The 18,097-nt window shown below is 70.5% G+C and carries 10 protein-coding genes; 8 read left to right on the top strand and 2 right to left on the bottom strand.

Annotation, left to right across the window (positions count from 1 at the left end):
• Positions 1–342 precede the first annotated feature (342 nt).
• The 3 genes from QUE51_RS08960 (at position 343) to QUE51_RS08950 (ending at position 3,136) form a co-directional block, all read left to right on the top strand.
• Complete coding sequence (locus QUE51_RS08960; RefSeq protein WP_286279182.1) at positions 343–963, top strand: hypothetical protein; 621 nt, start codon at positions 343–345, stop codon at positions 961–963.
• Entirely contained in the window at positions 948–1,685 is a 738-nt protein-coding gene (locus QUE51_RS08955) for a hypothetical protein (protein WP_286279180.1), read from the top strand. The genes QUE51_RS08960 and QUE51_RS08955 overlap by 16 nt, the downstream gene beginning before the upstream one ends.
• Before the next feature lie 368 nt (positions 1,686–2,053).
• A complete protein-coding gene (locus QUE51_RS08950) occupies positions 2,054–3,136 on the top strand; it encodes a hypothetical protein (RefSeq protein ID WP_286279178.1) in 1,083 nt (360 codons plus the stop codon).
• Between the two features lie 175 nt (positions 3,137–3,311).
• Here the strand turns inward: QUE51_RS08950 and QUE51_RS08945 are convergent, their stop codons facing one another.
• Together QUE51_RS08945 and QUE51_RS08940 are read right to left on the bottom strand one after the other, a co-directional pair.
• Complete coding sequence (locus tag QUE51_RS08945; RefSeq protein WP_286279177.1) at positions 3,312–4,070, bottom strand: right-handed parallel beta-helix repeat-containing protein; 759 nt, start codon at positions 4,068–4,070, stop codon at positions 3,312–3,314.
• A complete protein-coding gene (locus QUE51_RS08940; protein ID WP_286279175.1) occupies positions 4,067–4,333 on the bottom strand; it encodes a hypothetical protein in 267 nt (88 codons plus the stop codon). Before QUE51_RS08940 ends, QUE51_RS08945 begins: the two co-directional genes overlap by 4 nt.
• A gap of 171 nt (positions 4,334–4,504) precedes the next feature.
• Between QUE51_RS08940 and QUE51_RS08935 the strand changes: the two genes are divergently transcribed.
• From QUE51_RS08935 to QUE51_RS08915, 5 genes are all read left to right on the top strand, one after another.
• A complete protein-coding gene (locus tag QUE51_RS08935) occupies positions 4,505–5,398 on the top strand; it encodes a right-handed parallel beta-helix repeat-containing protein (RefSeq protein WP_286279173.1) in 894 nt (297 codons plus the stop codon).
• A 93-nt stretch (positions 5,399–5,491) separates the two neighbouring features.
• Positions 5,492–6,178: a hypothetical protein gene (locus QUE51_RS08930; protein WP_286279171.1), complete on the top strand. Its 687-nt coding sequence runs from the start codon at positions 5,492–5,494 to the stop codon at positions 6,176–6,178.
• Positions 6,179–6,293: 115 nt separating this feature from the next.
• Entirely contained in the window at positions 6,294–11,399 is a 5,106-nt protein-coding gene (locus tag QUE51_RS08925) for a PKD domain-containing protein (RefSeq protein ID WP_286279170.1), read from the top strand.
• A 10-nt stretch (positions 11,400–11,409) separates the two neighbouring features.
• Positions 11,410–12,354: a glycosyltransferase family 2 protein gene (locus QUE51_RS08920; protein ID WP_286279169.1), complete on the top strand. Its 945-nt coding sequence runs from the start codon at positions 11,410–11,412 to the stop codon at positions 12,352–12,354.
• A 373-nt stretch (positions 12,355–12,727) separates the two neighbouring features.
• Positions 12,728–17,836 (top strand): beta strand repeat-containing protein, encoded by a 5,109-nt coding sequence (locus QUE51_RS08915; protein ID WP_286279167.1) that lies wholly within the window; start codon positions 12,728–12,730, stop codon positions 17,834–17,836.
• Positions 17,837–18,097 lie beyond the last annotated feature (261 nt).

The following is an 18,097-nucleotide window of genomic DNA, read 5'->3' as shown; positions in this document are numbered from 1 at the left end:
CGGCGTCTTCGTGGCTGCCGAGCCGCGGTTCGTGGCACTCTGCTCCACCGACGGAACGGAGTGCGCGACCGCGTCGCTCACTGCCGCCGGCCTGCCGGACGAGACGCCCCAGCTCGCGGTCGTCTCGCTCGACAAGCTGAGTGAGGTCAGCCTCGTCAACCGCAATGCGGTCGGGCAGACCGAGATCAGCGTCGTCGGCTTCTTCGACCGCGGCGACGCCCACGCCGACCTCGGCGAGTACACGGCGGCGACCGGCGGCAACGCCGTCACCATCAAGCTCGCGACCAACGAGTCGCGCAAGATCTCGCTGCCGAACACCCCCGTGGGGCTCGTGCCGCCCTCGTGCAGATCCGTGGCGAGCACCACGCCTCGAGCAAGGGCACGGCCGCCGCTGCCGGCACCACCGCGACCACGACCGCCACGGCGGAGACGCAGGCGCCGGCTGCGGGAGCCGCTGACGCGGGGTCGACGGCGCCCGAGAGCACCTCGAGCACGGAGGCGGCGCCGGAGACGTCGGAGGCCACGGCCTCGGCGGCGACGGACAGCCCGGCGCCCGCCAAGAGCGCCGACGCGAAGCTCGCAGCCCAGCCCGTGGTGTCCGTGAAGTGCGGCGGCATCAAGGTCACGAACGCCGCGGTGCGTGAGGCCATCCGCCTGCACCACCACCGGACCTCCTCGCCGAGCGCTACGCCGACCCCCACGGAGATCGACCAGATCGCCGACGAGGTCACCAAGGGCAACGAGGACGCGGGCAAGGGCGGCACCGGCTCCACGCCGAGCTCCACGCCGACGCCGACACCGACCGCGGCGCAGCCCGCACCCGCCCCCGCGCCCGCCGTCCCGGCCGCTCCCGTCGAGCAGCCGCCGGTGGAGCAGCCTGCTCCCCTGTCACGGTTCCCGACCCCGTCGTCACCGTTCCGGTTCCGACCAGCGGACACGGCACGGGCGTGCCGGCGGGAGTGAACCTCACGGTCGTCAGCGGTGACCAGACGATCACCAAGGACGGCACCGTCCTCGACGGTCTCGACATCCACGGCCGGGTCATCGTCAAGGCCGCCAACGTGACCATCAAGAACTCGATCATCCGCGGCACCGACGGCGGCGGGAAGTACGGCCTCGTCGACAACATGTCCGGCTCCGTCGGCCTGAAGATCTACGACAGCGAGATCGTCGCCACCAACCCCAACTGGACCATCAACGGCATCATGGGCTGGAACTTCGAGCTGCACCGCGTCAACATCCACAACACCGTCGACCAGGTCTCCATCGCCGGCAGCAACGTCCTCGTCGCCGACTCCTGGCTGCACGGCAACCTCTGGTACGCCAACGACCCCGACCACACCGACGGCTCCCACGACGACAACATCGAGACCGTCGCCGGCGACAACGTCACCATCACGGGGAACGTCATGGAGGACGCAAGCAACGCGGCCATCATGATCACCCAGGGCCGCGCGACCATGTCGAACCTGAACATCTCGAACAACCGGATGGACTACGGCGACTGCACGGTGAACGTGTCCACGAAGGGCCGGGGCCCGATCGCCGGGTTCACGATGTCGGGGAACGTGTTCGGGACCAACAGCACCATCAGCCGGTGCGCCGTCTACAGCCCGGATAGCCCGGTCAACATGATCGGCAACACGTACACCGACGGGGTCGTGGCGGTGCTCCGGACCAAGTGACCGGAGACCGCCCGTGCGGGCCGCGCGAGCGGCCGGAACAAGGGGAATCGCGCGAGGGGCGCGGAGGCGAGCACCGCCTCCGCGCCCCTCGTCTTTCCGTCAGCAACGGTGGGCGGCGACCCTAACCCCGTGGATGAACCTGAAGAGGAAGCGTTTCGATCTGACCTAGGGTGGCTCCCCGTGCCCAGCGACAACCTGAAGAAGACGCAGCCCGCGAGCCGCCGGAAGGGCCGGACCCGCGGAGCAATGCGGATCCCGGCGGTCCGCGGCATCGCGGCGCTCGGAGCGGTCGGTCTCGCGGTGGCCGCATTCGCCGCCCCCTCCTCCGCGCTCGCAGGGACCGACGGGGGCGCGCCTCGGGGGACCTGGTGCTCGCGTCGAGCACGCTCGCGCTCCCGTCCTCGAACTCGATCGCCGTGGGAATCGACCAGCATGCCGCTGCCGTGCTGCGCTCCGCCGAGCGCCAGAAGCAGAAGCAGGAGACCTGGCGCGCCGAACAGGCTGCGGCCCGCGAGCTCGCCGAGCGGAAGGCGGCCGAGGAGGCGGCTCGGGTCGCTGCGGAGCAGGCGGCCCAGGCGGCGGCCGCGACCGCGGCGGCGGCAGGCGCGTCGGGTTCCAGCGGGTCAGGTTCCGGGGAGTCGGGGTCCGGTGGCTCCGACGGTTCCGGTGGGTCCGGCTCGTCCGGCGGGGGCCGATCGGCGTTCGACGCGGGTGCGCCGGACATCGCACGGACCGTCGTGAATGGTGACATCACCGTCACCCAGGTCGGATCGGTGCTCGACGCCCTCGACGTGCACGGCCGCATCATCGTCAAGGCGGCGAACGTCACCATCAGCAACTCGATCGTCCGCGGGCTCGATTCCGGCAGCAAGTACGGTCTCGTCGACAACATGTCCGGATCCCCGGGCCTCCGCATCTACGACACTGAGATCGCGGCGACCAACCCGAACTGGACCGTGAACGGGATCATGGGGTGGAACTTCGAGCTCTACCGCGTGAACATCCACAACACCGTCGACCAGGTGAGCATCGTCGGCGGCAGCGTCGTCGTGGCCGACTCCTGGCTCCACGGCAACGTCTGGTACGCCGACGACCCCGACCACAGCGACGGCTCGCACGCCGACAACATCGAGATCATCGGCGGCGACGGCATCAGCATCACGGGCAACACGATGACCGACGCGACCAACTCGGCGATCCAGATCACGCAGGACCGGTCCCGCGTCTCGAACGTGCGCATCGCCGGCAACCGCATGGACAACGGCGACTGCATGATCAACATCTCGGAGAAGGGGCAGGGCTCGATCGCCGGCATCTCCGTGACCGACAACAGCTTCGGCTTGAGCGGGAGCATCAGCCACTGCGCGGTCGTGGGGCCGACGAGCACGAGCGTCGCGCTGGGCGGCAACAGCTTCGACGACGGCGCCCTGGTGACGGTGAAGAACGGCTGACCCGCCGGCGGGGCCACCGAGCGCGGGCCGTACCGACGAACGCGCCCTGAGTACGGACCGCGTTCGTCGTCACGAGCCGCGCTCGGCGTCGCGGGGCGCGCTGGGCGCCGCCGGGTGCAGAAAGGGGAAGGGCGCGGAGGCCGTAGCCTCCGCGCCCTTCCTCGTGGTCTGCGGATCAACCGGGGACGAAGCCCGTCACCGGGGTGCCGTCCACGTAGACGTTGTTCTCCATGATCGGCTCCGTCGTGCTCGGCCGGAGGATCGCGCAGTTGGGGTGGCGGGTGTCCTGACCGAAGGTGTTGTCCTTGATCACGATGCGCTCGATCGGCGGGAGCTTCTTCTGCGAGAGGTTGATGCTGCAGAAGCCGGTGTTGACCCGGTTGCCCTCGAAGGTCACGTCCGAGATGACGCCGAGCACCTGGCTGAGCTGCAGGTTCGCGTTCCAGACGTCGTCGAGGACGTTGTTGCGGATCACGACGTTCTTGCCGCCGAACATCTCGACGCTGTCGTCGTGGCTCGGGGTGCCGTCCTGGTTCGGGTCGTTCTCGTAGTGCAGGTTGTCGTGGAACCAGCTGTCCTCGATGGTGACGTCATCCCCGGTGATCTGGGCCTGGTCGATCACGTTGTGGATGTTCACGTGCCGCAGCGTGTAGTGGTCGCCGATGATGCCGTTCACCCAGTAGGACTCGACGGTCGCGAAGATCTCCGAGTCCTCGACGACGAGACCGGTGAAGTCGCGCGTCATGTCGATGAGGCCGTTACGGCTGCCGGTGTCGGAGCCGCGGACCATCGTGTTGCGGATGGTCACGTTGTTGGCCTTGATGATGATGCGGCCGTGCACGTCGAGGCCCTCGACGACCGTGCCGTCCTTCGTGATCTTCAAGTCGTGGAAGACCGGCTTCAGGTACAAGCCCTTGGGGACGCCGGCCGTCATCGGGTCCTGGTCGCCGCCGGTCGGGCCCCCGTCGCCAGAGCGCTCTGCGACGGAACCGGAACGGGGGCGGCGGCACTCGGATCCTTGTTGATCCGGTCGATCGCGGTGAGGGCGATGATGGTGGCCGAGACCACGGCGACGACGGCGGCGAAGATCGCCCATCGGCCGATCGCCTTGCGCACATGGCGCCGCTTGAGCGCGCGGGTGAGGCCGCTCCACCAGCGCAATGGGCCGGAGGGAACGCCTTCAGGATGACTGGACATGGGAGGCTCTCGGGTGGCGGACGTGTCGGGTGCACGGACTCGCACGACGGTCGGGTAACCGGTGGCGTCACTTTACCTGCGGAAACGCCCGACCAGAACTCCCTCTTTCTAGGGGCGAGTCTCCGTATGGCCTGATCGCGGCTAGCATCCCAGGACGACCGAAGGGGCACCGTGGCGGACGACGAGGAGCAGGCGAGGCGGCTCGCCCGCACGCGCCTCTTCGTCGTGGGCGGCATCGTCGCGGTCGTCGCCGTCGTGGTCGCCGTCGTGTTCGTCTCCATGCCGCCGCGGCCGAAGACCTGGGCCGACCTGACCGGGGTCCCGCCGGGAACGAGCCTCCGGACCGTGAACGGCGACATCGAGATCACGGAGGCAGGGACGGTCGTCGATGGAGTCGACGTGCACGGTCGGATCATCGTCCGCGCCCCGGACGTGACGATCCGCAACTCGGTGGTGCGCGGGGCCGACTCCGGGAGCCGAGAGGGCCTCATCGATGCGATGGAGGGCCAGCCGGGGCTGAAGGTGATCAACACGGAGGTCTACGCCGCCGTCCCCTCCCCCTATGTGAACGGCATCATGGGCTCCCACTTCACCCTTCAGGCGGTCGACATCCACGACGTCATCGACCAGGTGCACGTGGTCGGCGACGACGTCACGGTCACCGGGTCATGGCTGCACGCCAACCTGCACTATGAGAACGACCCGACGCACGACAACGGACCGAGCCATGACGACAACGTGCAGATCCAGATCGGCTCGCGCATCACGGTCGAGAAGAGCCGTCTGAGCGGCGCCCACAACGCGGTGGTGCAGATCACGCAGGATCGGGGAGTCGTCTCCGACGTCACGTTCGTGCACAACCGCGCGAACGGCGGCTGGTGCAGCATCAACGTCTCCCTCGGCGACTACGGTCCGATCGCCGGCGTGACGGTCGAGAACAACGTCTTCGGCCGGTCGCAGCGCCTCGCCGACTGCGCGATCATCTCCCCGCCCAGCACCCAGATCGCGCTCGCCCACAACCGGTTCACGAACGGGGAGGCGGTCACCGTGCGCCGCGGAGCGTGAGCCCGCGGCACGGGCGCGGCCCCTCTTGCGGGCCAGACCAGGGATTACGTCCCCGGTAGAGTTGCCGCACTCCTGCCCGAAGAGAAGAGCATCGTGACCACCGACGAAACGCCCGACCCGACCGACCCGAAGCGCCGTCGCACGCGGCTGATCCTCGGGGTGCTCGGCGGCATCGTCGTCCTCGCCCTTCTCGCCGTCGGCATCTGGGCCGTCGCATCGCCGAAGTCGCCGACGCCCGGCGCCTCCGGCAGTCCGTCGGCCAGCAGCTCCCCGTCGCCGAGCGCGAGTGCGAGCGCGACTCCCACGCCGGAGCCCACCGGAACCATCACGCCGACGGCACCGCCGCCCAGCGACGCGCCCGACCCGGCCCTCGACTCGGACGACACCATCGACGTCGGCTACCAGGACCAGCCGGTCGCAGCCGCCGGCCTCGTCATCCGCGTCTCCGCTCTGGACGCCGTCCAGGGCAACGCCGACGAGCCGGGCGAGATCGCCGGCCCGTCGCTCCGCTTCGTCGTCGAGTTCGTCAACAACACCGGTGCGGCCATCTCGCTGCGCGACGTCGCGATCAACGTCGACTACGGCGCGGACAAGACGCCCGCGGTTGAGCTCAACGAGTCGGACACCTCCCCGGTCCCGGGCGAGGTCGCCGCGAACTCCACCGTCTCCGGCACGTACACGTTCAACGTGCCCACCGACGGGCGCGACCAGGTCCGGCTCACGGTCTTCACGACCGTCGACGACCCGGTGATCGCGTTCTCGGGTCCGGCTCCCCGCTGACCCTCCTACAGGGAGTCCCCCACATTGGGGACTGACCTGTACCCCACGTGGACCGCTTGACTCGGACCACGGCGTTTACCCGAGCGCCGGCTTACCCGAGCACAAAGGCTTACCCGTGGCCCTTTCTTCCCGTGCGCCCTGGCGCGCTCTGTCCGCTTTCACCGCCGTCGCCGTCGTCGCCGGCGGCCTCTTCGCGGTCTCGCCGGCCTACGCCGACACCGCCCCCGCGGCGGGAGTCGTCGACACCGTGTCGACCGACCCGCTGCCCACCGTGCAGATCGACGGGGTCGTGTGGACTCAGCTCGTCGTCGGCAACACGGTCTACGTCGGCGGCAGCTTCGCCACCGCGCGTCCGGCCGGCGCCGCCGCAGGCGTCAACACGACGCCGCGCGCGAACGTGCTGGCCTACAACCTCAAGACCGGCGAGCTCATCTCGAGCTTCGTGGCGGACACCAACGCCGAGGTGAAGACGATCGCCGTCTCCCCCGACGGCAAGCGGATCTACCTCGGCGGCAGCTTCACGACCGTCAACGGCGTGAACCGCAATCGCATGGCCGCGGTGGACCCCACCACCGGCGCGGTGATCAACGGGTTCGCCCCGTCCTTCAACACCGTCGTCGAGGCCATCAAGGCGGTCGGCAGCACCGTCTTCGTCGGCGGCAACTTCACCACGGTCAGCAAGGTCACCCGCACCCGCGGCGCCGCGCTCAACGCCGCGGACGGGGCGGTCCTGCCCTTCGCCCCGGTGCTCGAGGGCGGCCGGCCCTACGCCCTCGCCGTCTCCCCTGACGCCTCGAAGGTGCTCTACGCCGGCAGCTTCACGACCCTCAACGGCTCGGGCAACCCGGGCTTCGGCATGGGCGCCGTGGACTCCACCTCCGGCACATCCCTCGCCTGGGCCGCGAACAGCCGCGTCCGCAACGCCGGCCAGAAGGCCGCGATCTGGAGCCTGACCACCGACACCAGCAGCGTGTACGGCACCGCCTACAACTTCGGCGGCACCGGCAACGCGGAAGGCGCCTTCCGGATGGACTGGAACGGCAACCTCGTGTGGCTCGAGGACTGCCACGGCGACACCTACTCGTCCGCGGTCAGCAACGGCGTGCTCTACATCGCCGGCCACCCCCACTACTGCTCCAACGTCGGCGGCTTCCCGCAGACCGACCCCGACTGGACCTTCCAGCGCGGCCTCGCCTTCACCACCGCCTGGAACGGCAACGTGAACGGCGGCAACACCCTCGGCTACGCGAGCTGGGAGGGCACCCCGGCGCCCGACCTGCTGAACTGGTGGCCGGACTTCAACACCGGCACCGTGACCGGCCAGGGCCAGGGCCCGTGGAGCGTCGCCGCCGGCGGCGACTACGTCCTCTACGGCGGCGAGTTCACCAAGGTCAACAACAAGGGCCAGCAGGGCCTCGTGCGCTTCGCCACCAAGGCCATCGCTCCCAACGACGACGGCCCGCGCCTCGGCGGCAGCAGCTACGTGCCGACCGTGAAGTCGCTCGCCTCCGGCATGGTGCGCGTCAGCTGGCTCGCCAACTACGACCGCGACAACCAGTTCCTCACCTACAAGCTCATCCGTGACGGCGTCAACGCGTCGCCGATCTACACGACCACCGTGGGCTCGCGAGCGTGGTTCGACCGGCCCAACATGGCCTACACGGACTCCACCGTGGCCCCCGGCAGCACGCACACCTACCGCCTGCGCGTCGAGGACCCGTACGGCAACGTCGCGTGGGGCGACCAGGTGAGCATTACCGTCTCCTCGAGCGGCACGCTGAGCAACTACGCCGCCGCCGTGCTGAACGACGGCGCCAAGGACTTCTGGCGGATGGGCGAGTCCTCCGGGACCGCCGTGTCCGACTGGGCCGGCAACAACGACGCCGTCGCCGGCACCGGTGTGGCCCTCGGCCAGTCCGGCGCGATCAGCGGCGACAGCAATACCGCAGCCGCCTTCTCGGGCGACGGCAACGGCCTCGTGGCGGCGCAGACCGCTGAGCAGGGAGCCGGCAACTTCGCCATCGAGGCCTGGTTCAAGACGACCAGCACCGTCGGCGGCAAGGTCGTCGGATTCGGCAACGCGAAGACCGGCAACTCGACCAGCTACGACCGGCACATCTACCTCGACGCCTCCGGCCGCATCTTCTTCGGGGTCTACCCGGGCAACGTGCAGACCATCAACACCGGCACCGGCTACAACAACGGCCAGTGGCACCACGTGGTGGCGAGCCTCAGCGGCACCGAAGGCATGGCGCTCTATGTCGACGGCCTCCGCGTGGGCAGCCGCCCGGAGATCTACCTCGCCCAGGGCTACACCGGCTACTGGCGCATCGGCGGCGACTCGACGTGGGCCGGCGCGAACTACCTGAATGGCTCCATCGACGACGTCGCCGTCTACGGCGCCGCGCTGACCGCCGACCAGGTCCGCACCCACTACACGCTCTCCGGCCGCACGGTGGCCGGTCCGGCGGCGCCGACCGACAACTACGGGGCCGCGGTCTTCGCGGACCACCCGGAGAACTACTGGCGCCTGAACGACATGGTGGGCGCCTCGGCGGCCGCCGACTACAGCGGCCGGAACTCCGCCGGCAGCTACAGCGGCGGTGTGACCAAGCAGGTCGCGGGCATCGGGTCCGACCCTGCCGCGTCGTTCGACGGCGTCAACGGCCTCGTCAGCAGCAGCACGGCGGTCAGCAACCCGGCCAACTACTCGCTGGAGACCTGGTTCAAGACGACGACGACGACCGGTGGCAAGATCATCGGCTTCGGCAGCTCGAAGACCGGCGCGTCCGCCAACTACGACCGCCACGTGTACATGCAGAACGACGGCAAGCTCGTCTTCGGCACCAACACGAACGTCCGGAACGTGCTCACCACCTCGAGCGCGTACAACGACGGCGCCTGGCACTACGTGGTGGCCGCCCAGTCCAACGGAGGCATGCGCCTCTACGTGGACGGCGTGCTGCAGGGCAGCAACGCGGTCACCGGAGCCCAGAACTACACGGGCTACTGGCGAGTCGGCGGTGACACGACGTGGGGCTCCACGAGCGCCTACCTCCGCGGCACCATCGACGAGGCCGCCGTCTACAGCTACGCCCTCTCCTCCACCTCGGTGGCCGAGCACTACCAGGCGAGCGGTCTCGCTCCCGTCCCGAACAAGGTGCCGACCGCCTCCTTCACGACGGCCGCGCAGGACCTTGCGGTGTCCACCGACGCCTCGGCGTCCACGGACAGCGACGGCACCATCTCCTCCTACGCCTGGACGTTCGGCGACGGCGGCACGGCGACCGGGAAGACCGCGGCGCACACCTACGCCGCAGCCGGCACCTACACGATCGCCCTCACGGTGACCGACGACGACGGGGCGACCGCGCAGACCACGCGCAGCGTCTCGGTCACGCCGGCCAACGTGGCCCCGACCGCCGCGTTCACCGCGACGCCGAAGGACCTCGTCGTGACGGCGGATGCCGGCGCGTCGAGCGACTCCGACGGCACCGTGGCCTCCTACGCCTGGACCTTCGGCGACGGCGGCACGGCCACCGGCACGACGGCGACCCACTCGTACGCCGCGGCAGGCACCTACACGGTGACTCTCACCGTGAAGGACGACGACGGCGCCACCGGCACCGTCAGCCACGACGTCACCGTCTCCGCTCCCGCTCCGGGCACCGACCTGGCGAAGGACGGCTTCGGCCGCACCGTCACCGGCGGGCTCGGCTCGGCGGAGACCGGCGGCGCCTGGACCACGTCCGGCACCGCGTCCAACTACTCGGTGGACGGCGCGGCGAAGATCGTCGTCGATGCCGGCGCGACCCGCACCGCCTACCTCGGCACGGTGTCCTCGCCCAGCACGGAGGTGACGACGACGGTGGGCCTCTCCGGGATCCCGACCGCCGGCAGCGCCTACGCGTCGGTCCTCGGCCGCCGCATCGGCACTGAGGACTACCGGGCCCGGACGATCGTGTCCAGCACCGGCGCCGTCCAGCTGCAGCTGCAGCGCACGGGCACGACCCTCAAGACCGTCAACGTGACCGGCCTCACGGTCGGGAACGGGGACAGGCTCCAGGTCCGCGTCCAGGTGACGGGCACCTCGCCCACCACCATCCAGGCGAAGGTCTGGAAGGTGGGCACCACCGAGCCCACCGCGTGGCAGGTCACGACGACCGACAGCACCGATGGCCTCCAGGCCGCCGGCTCCATCGGCATCGCGGGCTACCTGAGCGCGAGCGCGACGCCCACCCGGATCACGTTCGCCTTCGACGACCTGTGGGCGGGCGCCCCCGGCACCACGCCGCAGGGTCCCGTCACGCCGGTTCCGCCGGCGAACGTCGCCCCCACGGCCTCGTTCACGAGCAGCACGTCGGACCTCACGGCCTCGGTCGACGGATCCGCATCCGCGGACTCGGACGGCACGATCGCCTCGTACGCCTGGGCGTTCGGTGACGGCGCCACCGGCACCGGAGCGAAGGCCGGCCACACCTATGCCACTGCGGGCACCTACACGGTGACCCTCACGGTGACCGACGACAAGGGCGCGACCGCCAGCACGACGGGCACCGTCACGGTGACCGCGCCGGTGGTCCAGCCCCCGGCCGATGCGGCGCTCGCGAGCGACGACTTCGCCCGCGTCCTCGGCTCCGGCTGGGGCAGCGCCCTCACGGGCGGCGCATGGACGGCGAGCTCCGGCTCCTCGACCTACTCGGTGAACGGTGTCGGCCGAATCTCGGTCCCGGCGGCCGGGCGCGAGGCGGAGGCCTACCTGACCGGCGTCTCCTCCTCCGGTGTGGACGTGCAGGCGACGGCGACTCTCGAGACGGCACCGACCGGCGGCGGGACCTACGTCTCCGTCATCGGCCGCCGGATCGGCACAGCCGACTACCGGACCCGCGTGATCGTCGCCTCCACCGGCGCCGTCTCCCTGCAACTGCGCTCCGGCGCGACCACGCTGCTCACCAAGGCGATCTCCGGCCTCACCGCCGGGACGGGCGACCAGCTCCGGATCCGCCTGCAGGTGGTCGGCGAGGGCACCACGACTCTCCGCGCGAAGGTGTGGAAGGTCGGGACCGCCGAGCCGACGACGTGGCAGGTCACCGCGACCGACGCGGCGCCCGCACTCCAGGGAGCCGGCTTCGTGGGCCTCGGCGAGTACCTCTCCGGCAGCTCGACCGCGCTCCCCGCCGTCGTGGCCTTCGACGACTTCGTCGTGACCGCGGCCCAGTAGGGTTCCACCGATGTCCAATCCAGAGACGAGTCGCGGCGGCCACCTCACGGTGGTGGTCGCCGCGCTCACCTACCGCCGCCCGGGAGACCTCTCCGAGCTGCTGCCCGACCTGGTCGCTCAGCGCTCCGCGTCCCAGGACGACGTCCGCATCCTGATCGTGGACAACGATCCGGCGGCCGGCGCGCGCGAGCAGATCGCCTCGTTCGGCGAGGGCGTCGAGTACGTCCACGCGGCGGAGCCCGGCATCGCCGCAGCCCGCAACGTGGCGCTCGATGCCGCCGGCGACGCGGACCTCCTCGTGTTCATCGACGACGACGAGAGGCCGGTGAGCCGCTGGCTCGCCCGGCTCGTCGCCACCTGGCGTGAGCACGGCAGCACGGCGGTGGTCGGCCCGGTGATCTCGTCCTTCGAGGTCGAGCCCGGTGACTGGATCCGCGCCGGCGGCTTCTTCACCCGCCGCCGCCTCCCCACCGGCTCCCCGGTCACCATCGCGGCGACCAACAACCTGCTGCTCGACATGCAGGAGATCCGGCGGATGGGGCTGCGCTTCGACGTCCGCTTCGGGCTGACGGGCGGTTCGGACACCCTCTTCTCCCGCGAGCTCATCGCCCAGGGCGGCACCATGATCTGGTGCGACGAGGCGATCGTCACCGACGTCGTCCCCGCTTCCCGCGCCACGCGGGACTGGGTCGTGCGGCGGGCGTTCCGCAGCGGCAACAGCTGGATGCGAACCTCGCTCGCCGTCCAGCCGACGGCCGTGGGCCGCCTCACGACGAGGCTGTCGCTCGCGGCCCGCGGCCTCGGCCGGGTGGTGGCGGGCGGCGGCCTCGTGGTCATCGGCGCCGCGACCCGGCGCATCGGCTGGCACGCGAAGGGCATGAAGGCGGTGGCACGCGGCGCCGGTCTGCTCGCGGGCGCCTTCGGGTCCGTCTACGCCGAATACAAGCGCGCGTAAGCGCGCGCAGCAGCAGGCACAGCCGAACGGGGCTCAGTGGGCGCAAGCCTGCTGAGCCCCGTTCGCGCGGATCCGAGAGCCTTCCACGAGAGGGCGGTGCCACCGCCCCTCCTCCGGGCGCCTTCTCGGGATCCGTTCAGCACCCCGTCAACTGGGGGTGGTAGTCAAGCGGGCCCTTTGCCCTCTATACTCCAGCCACGGCTCGCAGAACCCCGACTGCTGCCGGCTACCCGAACCCAGAGGCGTACCCGATGCCCACTTCCTTTCCTGCGCGCCTGCGCGCTCTCGCCCTCGCCACGGCTGCTGTCGTCACGGCGGGCATCCTCTACGCGGCCTCCCCGCCTACGCCGACACTGCCCCGCAGAACGGCGACGTGGAGACGGTCTCGACCGACGTGCTCGGCACGGTGCAGGTCGACGGAGTCGTGTGGTCGACCACCATCGTGGGCAACACGGTCTACGCCGGCGGCCAGTTCACGAACGCCCGTCCGGCCGGCGCAGCCGCAGGCCAGAACCAGACGGCGCGCGCGAACATGCTCGCCTTCAACCTGCAGACCGGCGCGCTCATCACGGGCTTCGTCGCGAACACCAACGGCGTCGTCAACTCGGTGACGTCCTCGCCTGACGGGTCCCGCATCTACATCGGCGGCACGTTCACGACGGTCAACGGCACGACGCGCAACCGGGTGGCCGCGCTGAACCCGACGACCGGCGCCGTGATCTCCGGCTTCGCGCCCTCCTTCAACAGCGCGGTGGAGGCGGTCGTCGCCAACAACACCACCGTGTACGCGGCCGGCAACTTCACCTCCGTGGGCGGGACCGCACGCAACCGCCTCGCCTCGGTGAGCGCGAGCACGGGCGCACTCAACCCGCTCAGCATCCAGGTCGACGACCGCATCCTCGCCATGGCGCTGTCGCCGGACGGCTCGAAGGTCGTCATCGGCGGCTACTTCACGAACATCAACGGCTCCACGGACCCGGGCTTCGGCTTCGGCGCCGTCAACACGTCGACCAGCCAGGTCATGCCCTGGAACATCAACAAGACCATCCGCCAGGCCGGCCGGGCGTCCGCGGGCGGCGCCTTCTCCCAGAGCGCGGCGATCTACAGCCTCAAGTCCGACGCCACCGGCGTGTACGGCACCGCCTACATGTACCCGGTCAGCGGCCGCACCCTGGAGGGCTCCTTCCGCGCCGATTGGGCCAACGGCGACATCGTCTGGCTCGACAGCTGCAAGGGCGACAGCTACGACGTCGCCATGAACTCCACGACCCTGTACCTGGCCGGGCACCCGCACGACTGCTCGACCATCGCGAACGGCTTCCCCGACGCGAGCCAGCAGAACCCGCGCGTGTACCACCGCGCGATGGCGTGGAGCAAGAACGCCTCCTCGAACAAGGTGCTCTCCGGCGAGTTCGCCAACTGGCCCACTCCGACCATGCTGAGCTGGTGGCCCGACTTCAACACGGGCACCTTCACGGGCCAGAGCCAGGGACCCTGGGCCATCGCGGCGACCGACAACTACGTCGTCTACGCCGGCGAGTTCACCCGGGTCAACAACATCGCCCAGCAGGGCATCGTGCGCTTCGCGAGCAAGGCGATCGCGCCGAACGACGACGGCCCCCGAGTCACCGGCTCCAGCTTCGTGCCGACGGTCGTCGGCGTCAGCTCCGGCGTCGTCGACGTCAAGTGGCAGACCAACTACGACCGGGACAACCAGTACCTGACGTACGACCTCATCCGCGGCGCCGCGACGGCCACGCCGATCTACACCGCCGTGCAGGGCTCGCGGGCCAACTTCGACCGGCCCACGATGACCTACCGGGACAGCGGCCTGACGCCGGGCAGCAGCCAGCAGTACCGGATCCGCGCCACCGACCCGTTCGGCAACTCGGTCACGGGCAACGCGGTCACGGTGACCATCCCCTCGAGCAGCCCGAGCGGCTACTCGCCCGCAGTGGTTGGGGACGCGCCCACCGCGTACTGGCGCCTGGGAGAGACGAGCGGCACCCGGTTCGCCGACCAGATCGGCGTGAACGCGCTCAACGGCGGCACGGGCGTCAGCGGCAACCAGGCAGGCGCGCTCTCCGGTGACGCCGACCGCGCGGCCAGCTTCCCGGGAACCCAGGCGGGTGTCGCCACCTCGGTCAACACGGTGCAGGCCCCGGCGGCCTACACCGAGGAGGCGTGGTTCAAGACCTCGAGCACGACCGGCGGCAACATCCTGAGCTTCGGCTCCGGCCCCGCCATCGATGTGACGGTCGACAACGCGACCACCTCTGACCGCGTCGTCTCCATCGACTCCTCGGGCAAGATCGCCTACTCGGCGAACAGCGCCCGCGGCAGCGTCAGCCTCAACACGACCAAGTCCGGCTACAACGACAACCAGTGGCACCACGTCGCCGTCACGGTCGGCGCCACCGGAGCCCGTCTGTACGTGGACGGGGTCCTCGCCGGACAGAACACGTCGGTGACGGCGCTGCGCTCTGCCTGGGGCTACTGGCGGGTCGGTGGCGACGTCGCCCGCGTCGCCGGAGGCCCGACGTACTTCTCGGGAACCGTGGACGAGGTGGCCGTCTACGCCGCCCAGCTCGCGCCGGAGCAGATCTCGGAGCACTACACGCTGTCGGGTCGCACCGTCGGCGCAGCCGGGAACCTCGCCCCCAACGCGACGTTCACCAGCGTGACGAACCAGCTGAACGTGGCCTTCAACGCCTCGGCGTCGACGGACCCGGACGGCTCGGTGGCCGGCTACTCCTGGCAGTTCGGTGACGGCACGACCGGCACCGGCGCCACCCCCAGCCACGCCTACTCGGTGGCCGGCAACTACGTGGTCACTCTGACGGTCACGGACAACCAGGGCGCGACGAACGACTTCGTCGCGACCGTCCGCCCGAACACCAACAACCCGCCCACCGCGGCCTTCACGTCGACAACCGACGGCCTCACGGTCAACGTCAACGGCGGGACCTCGACGGACACCGACGGCACGATCTCCAGCTACCTGTGGAACTGGGGTGACAACAGCCCGACCACGACGACCACGACGCCGACGGCGAGCCACGCCTACGCCTCCGCCGCGAGCTACACGATCACCCTCACGGTCAGGGACAACGCCTTCGCGACCGGCGTGACCACCGGCGTGGTGACCGTCGCCGGCAACAACACCAACGCCACCCCGACCGCCTCCTACACGTCGGTGGTCAACGGCCTCACGGTCGCCTTCACCTCGACGTCGACCGATCCGGACGGGACCATCGCGGCCTACGCGTGGACCTTCGGTGACGGCACGACGTCGACCCTGGCGAACCCGAACAAGGCCTACGCCAACGCGGGCACCTACCCGATCACCCTCAAGGTGACCGACGACAAGGGCGCCTCCGGGACCACATCGGGCAGCATCACGGTCGGTGGCGCCACGCCGCCGAACACGCCGCCCACCGCGGCCTTCACCAACACGGTGAACGGCCTCGGCGTGAGCGTCAACGGCAGCACCTCCACGGACACCGACGGGACGGTCGCGTCCTACTCCTGGAACTGGGGCGACAACACCACCCCCGGCACCGGTGTGACCGCGACCCACACCTACGCCACGGCCGGCACGTACACGATCACCCTCACGGTGACCGACGACGACGCCGCCACCGACACCCAGACCGCATCGGTCACGGTCTCGGCGGCGCCGGGAGGCACCGCCTACGCGAACGACACGTTCACGCGGACCACCACCGGAGGACTCGGCACCGCCAACACCGGCGGCGCGTGGATGGTCTCCAGCACGGCATCCAACTACGCGGTCTCGAACGGCGCGGCCCGGTTCACGAACCCGGCGGGCTCCACCCGCACGGGCTACCTGAGCTCGGTGTCCGTCACCGACTCCGATGTCGCGGCCACCGCGACGGTGACGACCCGGCCGACGTCCGGGAGCGCCTACGTCGGCCTGCTGGCCCGGCGCGTGGGCTCGTCCTTCTACCTCGGCCGCGCCGTGGTCGCCGCGTCGGGCTCGGTCTCGCTGCAGCTGCTGCAGACGAGCACGACGCTCCGGACCGTGAACGTCACGGGCCTGTCCGTGGCCTCGGGCGACCAGCTCCGGATCCGCGTGCAGGCGGTCGGCACCAGCCCGACGACCCTGAACGCCAAGGTCTGGAAGGTGGGCACCCCGGAGCCGACCGCCTGGCAGGCGACCATCACCGACGCCACCGCAGCGCTCCAGGCGAACGGCAGCGTCGGGCTGTACAGCTACCTCAGTGCCAGCGCGGCGCCGACGAGCGTGACCTACGCGTTCGACGACTTCAGCGCCGGCCCGTCCGGCGGCACCACCCCGCCGCCCGCCAACGCCGCCCCGACGGCCGCCTTCACGAGCACCGTGACCGGCCTGGGCGTCAGCGTCAACAGCGCCGGGTCCGCCGACTCCGATGGCACCATCACCGGGTACTCGTGGAACTGGGGCGACAACACGGCGGCCGGCAGCGGCGCCACGGCGACGCACACCTACGCGGCGGCCGGCACGTACAACGTGGTCCTCACGGTCACCGACAACGGCGGCGCCACCGGCACGGTCACCCACGCGGTGACGGTGACGGCTCCGCCGGCCGGAAACGCGGCCCCGGTCGCGTCGTTCACCAACTCGGTGAGCGGCCTGACGGTGAACGTCACGTCGACGTCCACGGACTCCGACGGCACCGTGACCGGGACGGCGTGGAACTGGGGTGACGGGACGCCCGCCGGCAGCGGCGCGACGGCCAGTCACACCTACGTCGCGGCGGGCACCTACACGGTGACGCTTTCGGTCACCGACAACGGCGGCGCGACCGACACGGAGACCGCGTCGGTCACCGTGGCCACCACGCCTCCGCCGGCCGGCAACGCCCTCGCGAGCGACGACTTCGCACGCACGACGTCCGGCGGCTGGGGCAGCGCCACCGTCGGCGGAGCGTGGACGCGGGGCAGCAGCACCACCACGGCGTACTCGACCGACGGCAGCGTCGGCCTTCTCACCACGACCACCCCGGGAAAGACGCTCGAGAGCTTCCTCAACGGGGTCACGAGCACCAACGCGGATGTGCAGGCGACCGCCTCGCTCAGCGCGGTTCCCTCGGGCGGCACGGTGTACGTCTCGGTGATCGGCCGCCGCGTCGGCACGAGCGACTACCGCGCCCGCGCCGCCATCGCGGCGGGCGGAGCCATCACCGCCCAGCTGCAGGTCAACGGCTCGACGGTCCAGTCGGCGGCGACCGGCCTCACCTATGCGGCCGGCGACCAGCTCCGGATCCGCCTGCAGGTGACGGGCACCAGCCCGACCACCCTGCGGGTCAAGATCTGGAAGGTCGGCACTCCGGAGCCGACGACCTGGAGGGTCACCGCGACCGACACCACCGTCGCGGCGCTGCAGGCGGCCGGCTCCCCGGGGCTCGGCGCGTACATCGGCAACGTGCCGGTGCCCTCCACCGTCTCCTTCGACGACTTCGTCGTCACGGAGCCGTAAGCACCGACTGATCGGCTGCGCCGTCCCGCTCGCGGGGCGGCGCAGCCGTTTCTGCTCCTCCTCCCCTGTTCCGTCCCCCGATCCGCACCCGTTTGTCCCCCATTGTGGGGCGCGCCGAGATCGCTCGAAGCTCTAACATTCCTAGACCGGCAACCCCCGATGCCGGCACCCGCTACCCGAAGCCCGAGGCTTACCCGTGTCCTCACGCAATCAGTCGCGCACGCGCGCGCTCGCTGCCGTCACCACCACCGTCGCCCTGGT

Source organism: Naasia aerilata, from assembly GCF_030296595.1.
Lineage (GTDB): Bacteria > Actinomycetota > Actinomycetes > Actinomycetales > Microbacteriaceae > Naasia > Naasia aerilata.
This window is presented reverse-complemented; position numbering and strand designations above follow the sequence as displayed.

Bases quoted from the DNA above. Each gene is read 5' to 3' on its own strand.
- QUE51_RS08945 (WP_286279177.1), bottom strand. From the start codon at position 4,070: ATGACGGCCGGCGTCCCCAAGGGCTTGTACCTGAAGCCGGTCTTCCAC.
- QUE51_RS08940 (WP_286279175.1), bottom strand. From the start codon at position 4,333: ATGTCCAGTCATCCTGAAGGCGTTCCCTCCGGCCCATTGCGCTGGTGG.
- QUE51_RS08920 (WP_286279169.1), top strand. From the start codon at position 11,410: ATGTCCAATCCAGAGACGAGTCGCGGCGGCCACCTCACGGTGGTGGTC.